The organism is Lacticaseibacillus zeae DSM 20178 = KCTC 3804, assembly GCF_000260435.1.
GTDB classification, from domain to species: Bacteria; Bacillota; Bacilli; order Lactobacillales; family Lactobacillaceae; genus Lacticaseibacillus; species Lacticaseibacillus zeae.
The window spans coordinates 1-6,405 of the sequence record NZ_BACQ01000057.1 but is presented as its reverse complement, the minus strand read 5'-3'; the positions used below and the strand labels follow the sequence as shown (position 1 = coordinate 6,405).

At 50.6% G+C, this 6,405-nt stretch carries 6 protein-coding genes; 4 read left to right on the top strand and 2 right to left on the bottom strand.

The window, feature by feature from the left end; all coding sequences use genetic code 11:
- The first annotated feature begins 235 nt into the window (after positions 1 to 235).
- The 4 genes from GSO_RS11710 to GSO_RS11690 all read left to right on the top strand — a co-directional run bounded on the left by GSO_RS11710 (position 236) and on the right by GSO_RS11690 (position 4,841).
- On the top strand, positions 236 to 1,843 hold the full coding sequence (locus GSO_RS11710; RefSeq protein WP_010492416.1) for an Nramp family divalent metal transporter: 1,608 nt from the start codon (positions 236 to 238) through the stop codon (positions 1,841 to 1,843).
- Positions 1,844 to 2,189: 346 nt separating this feature from the next.
- A complete protein-coding gene (locus tag GSO_RS11700; protein ID WP_010492414.1) occupies positions 2,190 to 2,945 on the top strand; it encodes a hypothetical protein in 756 nt (251 codons plus the stop codon).
- Positions 2,946 to 3,095: 150 nt separating this feature from the next.
- Positions 3,096 to 4,472, top strand: coding sequence for a class II fumarate hydratase (locus GSO_RS11695; protein ID WP_010492412.1), 1,377 nt, complete (start codon positions 3,096 to 3,098; stop codon positions 4,470 to 4,472).
- Between the two features lie 51 nt (positions 4,473 to 4,523).
- Positions 4,524 to 4,841 (top strand): SHOCT domain-containing protein, encoded by a 318-nt coding sequence (locus GSO_RS11690; protein ID WP_010492411.1) that lies wholly within the window; start codon positions 4,524 to 4,526, stop codon positions 4,839 to 4,841.
- An 11-nt stretch (positions 4,842 to 4,852) separates the two neighbouring features.
- Here GSO_RS11690 and GSO_RS11685 read toward each other — a convergent pair whose 3' ends face one another.
- Entirely contained in the window at positions 4,853 to 5,998 is a 1,146-nt protein-coding gene (locus tag GSO_RS11685; RefSeq protein WP_010492409.1) for an NADH-dependent flavin oxidoreductase, read from the bottom strand.
- A 38-nt stretch (positions 5,999 to 6,036) separates the two neighbouring features.
- Positions 6,037 to 6,405 (bottom strand): SDR family oxidoreductase (locus GSO_RS11680; RefSeq protein WP_010492407.1); only part of this gene is annotated, 369 nt, incomplete at its 5' end.

Below are 6,405 nucleotides of genomic sequence, written 5' to 3'. Positions count from 1 at the left end.
CCAGAGGTCCTTACACGCAGGTTTCTGGGCTGGTGAACGCGTTTAAAAGAGAGCGTGAACTGGGCCGGTTAGAAACCGGAGCATAAGTGGCCTTGGGCGTGATGACCCGGGGCTTAGGCCATCGCGACCAAGGCTCTTACACGGAGGTTTCTACACCAGTAAACGCGTCTACAAAAAGCACTTACCGGCGCAATCTCCTGCACCAGCAAGCGACTTCAAGAGGGGGAGACATATTGTGAGTGATGATCACAAGAAGAAACATTCCATGAAGCTCATCCAATACGCGAATGGGCCATCATTGGAAGAAATTAACGGTACTGTTGAGGTACCACACGGGAAAGGCTTTTGGCGCACGCTATTTGCTTATTCCGGGCCAGGGGCGCTGGTTGCCGTTGGTTACATGGATCCAGGTAATTGGTCCACTTCCATTACCGGTGGACAAAACTTCCAGTACTTATTGATTTCCGTTATCCTAATGTCAAGTTTGATTGCGATGTTGCTGCAATACATGGCAGCTAAACTTGGCATTGTGAGTCAAATGGATCTTGCCCAGGCGATTCGGGCAAGAACCTCGAAGACATTAGGGATTGTCTTATGGATTCTGACAGAGTTAGCGATCATGGCGACTGATATTGCCGAAGTTATCGGTGCCGCCATCGCGCTTTATCTTTTGTTCCACATTCCGCTAGTCATTTCGGTACTGATCACGGTGCTTGATGTCTTGGTATTACTGTTACTGACCAAGATCGGGTTCCGCAAAATCGAAGCCATTGTTGTTGCACTTATTCTTGTCATCCTGTTCGTGTTCATTTATCAAGTGGCTTTATCGGACCCGAACATGGGGGCACTGCTAAAAGGTTTCATTCCGACAAGCGAAACTTTCGCCAACTCACCTTCAGTGAATGGCATGAGTCCAATTCAAGGGGCGTTGGGAATTATTGGTGCGACGGTTATGCCGCATAACCTGTATCTGCATAGCGCGATTTCCCAGACACGGAAAATCGATCACCACGATCCGGATGATGTGGCCCAAGCGGTTAAGTTTTCCGCATGGGATTCCAATATCCAGTTATCATTTGCGTTCGTTGTTAACTGCTTGCTGCTGGTCATGGGGGTTGCGGTCTTCAAGAGCGGTGCGGTTAAAGATCCTTCCTTCTTCGGTTTGTTTGAAGCATTGTCAGATTCCTCGACCCTTAGTAATGGGGTTCTGATTGCCGTTGCCAAGTCCGGTATTTTGTCCATCCTGTTTGCGGTTGCGTTGTTGGCATCAGGCCAAAATTCAACCATTACCGGTACGTTAACTGGACAGGTTATCATGGAAGGCTTTATTCACATGAAGATGCCGTTGTGGGCACGCCGCCTGGTGACCCGGATTATCTCCGTCATTCCGGTTATTGTCTGCGTTATGTTGACTGCCAGAGAAACACCGATTCAGCAACATGAGGCACTAAATACATTGATGAATAACTCGCAGGTCTTCCTGGCCTTCGCGCTACCGTTCTCAATGTTGCCACTGTTAATGTTTACCAATAGTAAAGTTGAAATGGGTGAGCGGTTTAAGAACACTGGCTGGGTCAAAGTGCTTGGCTGGATCTCTGTTCTTGGTTTAACCTATCTGAATCTTAAAGGCCTGCCGGATTCAATTGCTGGATTCTTCGGTGATCATCCAACGGCTACGCAAACTACCATTGCGAACGACATTGCGTATGCTCTGATTGTTGTGGTGCTTGCTTTGTTAGCCTGGACTATCTGGGATCTCTATAAAGGTAACAAGCGCTACGAAGCGCATCTGGAAGCTGTAGCCGATGCAAAAGAGGCGAAAGCAAGTAATGACGTACAATAATCTCGTTGCATCTTTGGTGATGAGTTGCGATGGAATTGAAGAGTCAGTAGGTTACGATCCGTGGCTATTTGCTATTCTCGAATTGGAACATACGCGAACCCAAGTCCCTTCGCATGAACGTACTTGACTGACCCGATAACGGAACTTGGTCGTCATGGTTAAAGCCCGGCCATCCCGTCCAAGCTCCGCACACTCCGAATTCTAATCGGGTGAGTTGACACGGTGACATCAAAAGATCGTTGAGATAGTTGTTAAGCATTGTTGTATATCCAAAAAGCCGCCTTGATCAGCTCAACGTGATCAGGGCGGCTTTTTTGAATGATGCATGATGAAAGTGGGGGATGGAATGGAAACATCGAAAGAATTAGGGACTGATGTTGAAACTGACGAGGAGACAGCCATGTTGTCGCAACACGCAACGGATTTGCTGATTGGGTTGATGTATGCCGATCATCTCGACGTGGAAAGTAGTCACGAACAGCGCACGATTTTTCGCGGTGGCAAGGATTTCTTTGCCACCTTTGCGCCACTGACAGGGATCAAAAATCGTACGACCTTAAAAAGAGCACGGTGGGAACTTCAGGCTTGTGGGGCATTGCTTTCGGATCAACAACAAACTCACAAGCACTACCACTTAGCGCAAACGCCTTGGCAGATTTTTAAGCAATTTAACGGCATCATGGCGTCGCCGGTGCGGGCAAGCCGAACCTATGATGCTGGCACGTTTGCCGAATTATTGAAGCTTAGCGGCGTTGATCGCAAGAATTTTCCGCTTCATACAGAAGGTGTGGTCATGCTGCAAGCCGCAACATTCGGCAGTGACCAGCCGCTCATTTACGCCGTTTCGCAATTAGCTTATGACCGCCTGTTGAAAGCCGAATTAGCGCTCAAAATTGCGGGTTCGACGCCGGATCATCCTGATCACCGCTTGGTCAACATCCAAACCTGGTCAACCGACCCAGCCTTGGTCAGCCGCTGGTTGCACGCCGGAATGCCAACGCCGCAAGCTGATCCGCTTCACTATTACTTATCGGTTTTATCCTTGTCTTCCGTTGAATTGAAAAAAGATGCCGCTCAGCTCGTTGCGGCACTATTACACTGAAATTATTTAGAAAAGTACGCCTGAAGTCTGGAAAAATCATCTTCTGCGGCGTACTTTTTTGCTTCCTAGGGTTCGCTTGGCTGGTGGATCGTGTAAAATAAGACTATCAATCTGGCGATAGGCATGGTAACCACGCAGACGGGGGCAAGGATGACAAAAACACGTACCGAATCAGATACATTAGGACCAGTTGAAATTCCGGAGACTGCATTGTGGGGGCCGCAAACCGAGCGCAGCCGGCACAATTTTCAGGCAGGGCCGCTGATGCCGCTGGCGGTGATCAAGGCATTGTTACAAATTAAAAAAGCAGCCGCGCGTGCTAATGTCGCTGCGGATGTTTTACCTGCGCCCAAAGGTCAATTGATCACTCGAGCAGTAGATGTGTTGCTGTCCTTGCCAGATGAGCAGTTACGCCAGGACTTTCCGTTGCATGTTTACCAAACCGGTTCCGGTACGCAGACGAATATGAATGTGAATGAGGTTGTCACTCATCAGGCAGCAAAGCTCAATCCCGATTTGCCGATTTTGCCTAACGACGATGTAAACCGCAGCCAAAGTTCCAACGATACCTTTCCAACGGCCATGAACATCACGGCAGCGTTGGCTGTGAATGAATTGTTGCAGGCAGTCGCTGATTTACACGAGGTTTTGCAAACAAAGGCCACAGAATATGCCACGACCGTTAAAATTGGGCGCACCCATTTGCAAGATGCGACACCAATGACGTTTGGCCAGGAATTCAGCGGGTGGGCGGCCATGCTTGCTCATGATCAGGCGGCAATCAAGCAACTCCAGCCGGCACTTTTTCGATTAGCCATTGGCGGCACCGCAGTGGGGACCGGACTAAATGCGGCACCAAACTTCGGGCGAATTGTTGCTGGCCGGTTGAGCGATGTTTATGGGTTGCCGTTGACGGCCCAGACCAATAAGTTTGCGGCTTTGGCGGCGCATTCCGAAATCAGTCTGGTTCATGGCGGCATCAGAACCTTGGCTGCTGATCTATTGAAAATTGCTAACGACATTCGGTTTCTGGCCAGTGGTCCGCGCGCGGGTTATGGCGAATTGACCATTCCGGCCAATGAACCAGGCAGCTCGATTATGCCAGGCAAGGTGAATCCAACCCAGGCTGAAGCACTGACCATGGCGGCTGTGCGCGTGTTAGGCAACGATACCACCATTGCCGTTGCCGCTTCCCAAGGTAACTTCGAACTGAATGTTTATAAACCGGTGATCATCAGCACTTTCCTTGAATCAACCACGCTGCTCACCCAAACCGTGACGAGTTTTACAACTAAGCTGGTAGCTCAGCTGGCCGTGAATGCGCCACGGATGAAAGCACTGGTGGCGCACTCGCTGATGACAGTAACCGCCCTCACGCCACACATTGGGTATGAAAAAAGCGCCGAAATTGCGCAGCTAGCTGAACGCGAAGGAACCGATCTCAAAGCCGCCGCGCTTAAATCCGGCTATGTCACCAGCGCCCAGTTTGATGCTTGGGTGGATCCGGCAAAAATGACGGGCATCTGACACGCGTCATGACGATTGCAACGATTATTAGCGGCACATACGGAGGACAATATGAAAAATCAAAAAATGGGTTGTGCAGGTCTTTTTGCCATTCTGGTTGTCATCGCCATTCTGATTCAATTTTGGTATATTGTTTTGGCCATTGTTGTCTTGGGCGTTGCGCTTTACTTGTACTATCACCGCAAGCAGCAGGAAGCGGCGGCCCAGGCAGCCAAAACGGCCCAGGAACAAGCAGATGAGCAGGCAACGATCGCTAAGCTGAAAGCGTATAAGGACCTGCTTGACACTGGGGCGATTACGCAAGACGAATACAACAAGAAAAAAGCCGAGCTATTACGGCTCGACTCGCATGATGAACTTAAATTTTAACTTGCAACGGCTTAGTGGTCGTCAGCTAGTGCGGTCGTCAAAGGAACCCCCTTGGCGCCGCCGGAAATACTTTCGATGAAGTCAAAGAAAGTCGGGGCAATCCCTAACTCATCAAGATCTTCAGGGGCGATCTGGTAACGGATCGCCTTTTCGTCGTGGTCTAACACTTTTTGAACCCAGTGTGGCTCGCGGATCAGCTCGTGGCCGATAGCGACAAGATCAAATGCCTGCGCAGCTTTTTCGGCATCCGCAGGGGTTTTGACATCGCCGACCACGATGATCGGGAAGGCGCCGGCAACGTGATCCCGAATCACTTTGTTCACAATCGCCGGGTTATTCGGTTGACGTAGCGAAGTTCGCCAGACGTCGGATTGCGAAACATGCAGATAGTCAATCTTGGTGGCTTTCAAGGTGTCAATCAGCGCTAGCGTATCATCCAGCGTAATGCCCGGCTCTTCCAATTCCTCAGGCGAAATCCGGTAACCGAGCAAAAATGGCCGATTAGCGGTTGCCGCAATCGCTTTTTCCGCTTCGTGGACAATGGCCAGCGGGAAGCGCATCCGCTTGTCGCGATCGCCGCCCCATTCATCGGTTCGGCGGTTAGAATGCGGGGAAAAGAATTGCTGAATCAGATACGTATTGGCGCCATGCAATTCCACGCCGTCAAATCCGGCAAGAATCGCGCGCCGCACCGCCTGACCGAAATCATGAATGGTTGCTTCGATCTCGTCGGTCGTGAGTGCCCGCGGCGTTTCATAACCGGGACGCGGGGCGGCGACGGCACTGGCGCTGACCGGCTGTTCACCGCGCAGAATCTTGCTGCTGCTCATGCGGCCGGCGCTGAAAATCTGCAGAACCGCCTTGGTGCCACCGGTTTTCATGGCAGCGGCCAGTTTACTGAGACCAGGGATAAACCGATCGTCCGCAACACTTAATTCGCCTTCAAAACCTTTACCCAGCGGATTGACGTTGGCGGTTCCGGTAATAAAAAGCCCCACACCACCAGCACGTTCTTGATAGTAGCGAATTTCATCGCTGGTGACTGTGCCATCTTCAAAAGATAAACGCGTGGTCATCGGTGGGATCACAATCCGATTTTTCAACTGGATTGCTTGATGTTTAAAAGTGAATGGTTTCAAAAAAGAATACTCTGACATGTGAAACTCCTTTTGAAAAAGACACGGGTACAGTTAGTTTAACGCTGCTGGGTAACCGGACGCATCAGAACCTCATTAACGGCAACGTTGGCTGGTTGATCGATGGCGTATAAGACCGCGTTGGCGACATCGGTTGCGCTCAGGCCGTTATTCTTTTCGTCGGACTCAACTGCTTCGCGTCGTTTGGGGTCACTGATCGTGCTGAACAGCTCGGTGTTAACAGCACCTGGGGAGATCATCGTGGTTTTGATATGGTTGGCCGCCTGTTCTTGCCGCAAGCCGTCCATAATCGCCTGAATGGCCCACTTGGTCCCGGAATAAACCGCGGTTCCGGGATGAACGATGTGGCCGGCAACCGAATCAGTCGTAATAATCTGGCCGCTATGTTGGGCGATCATATGTGGCTC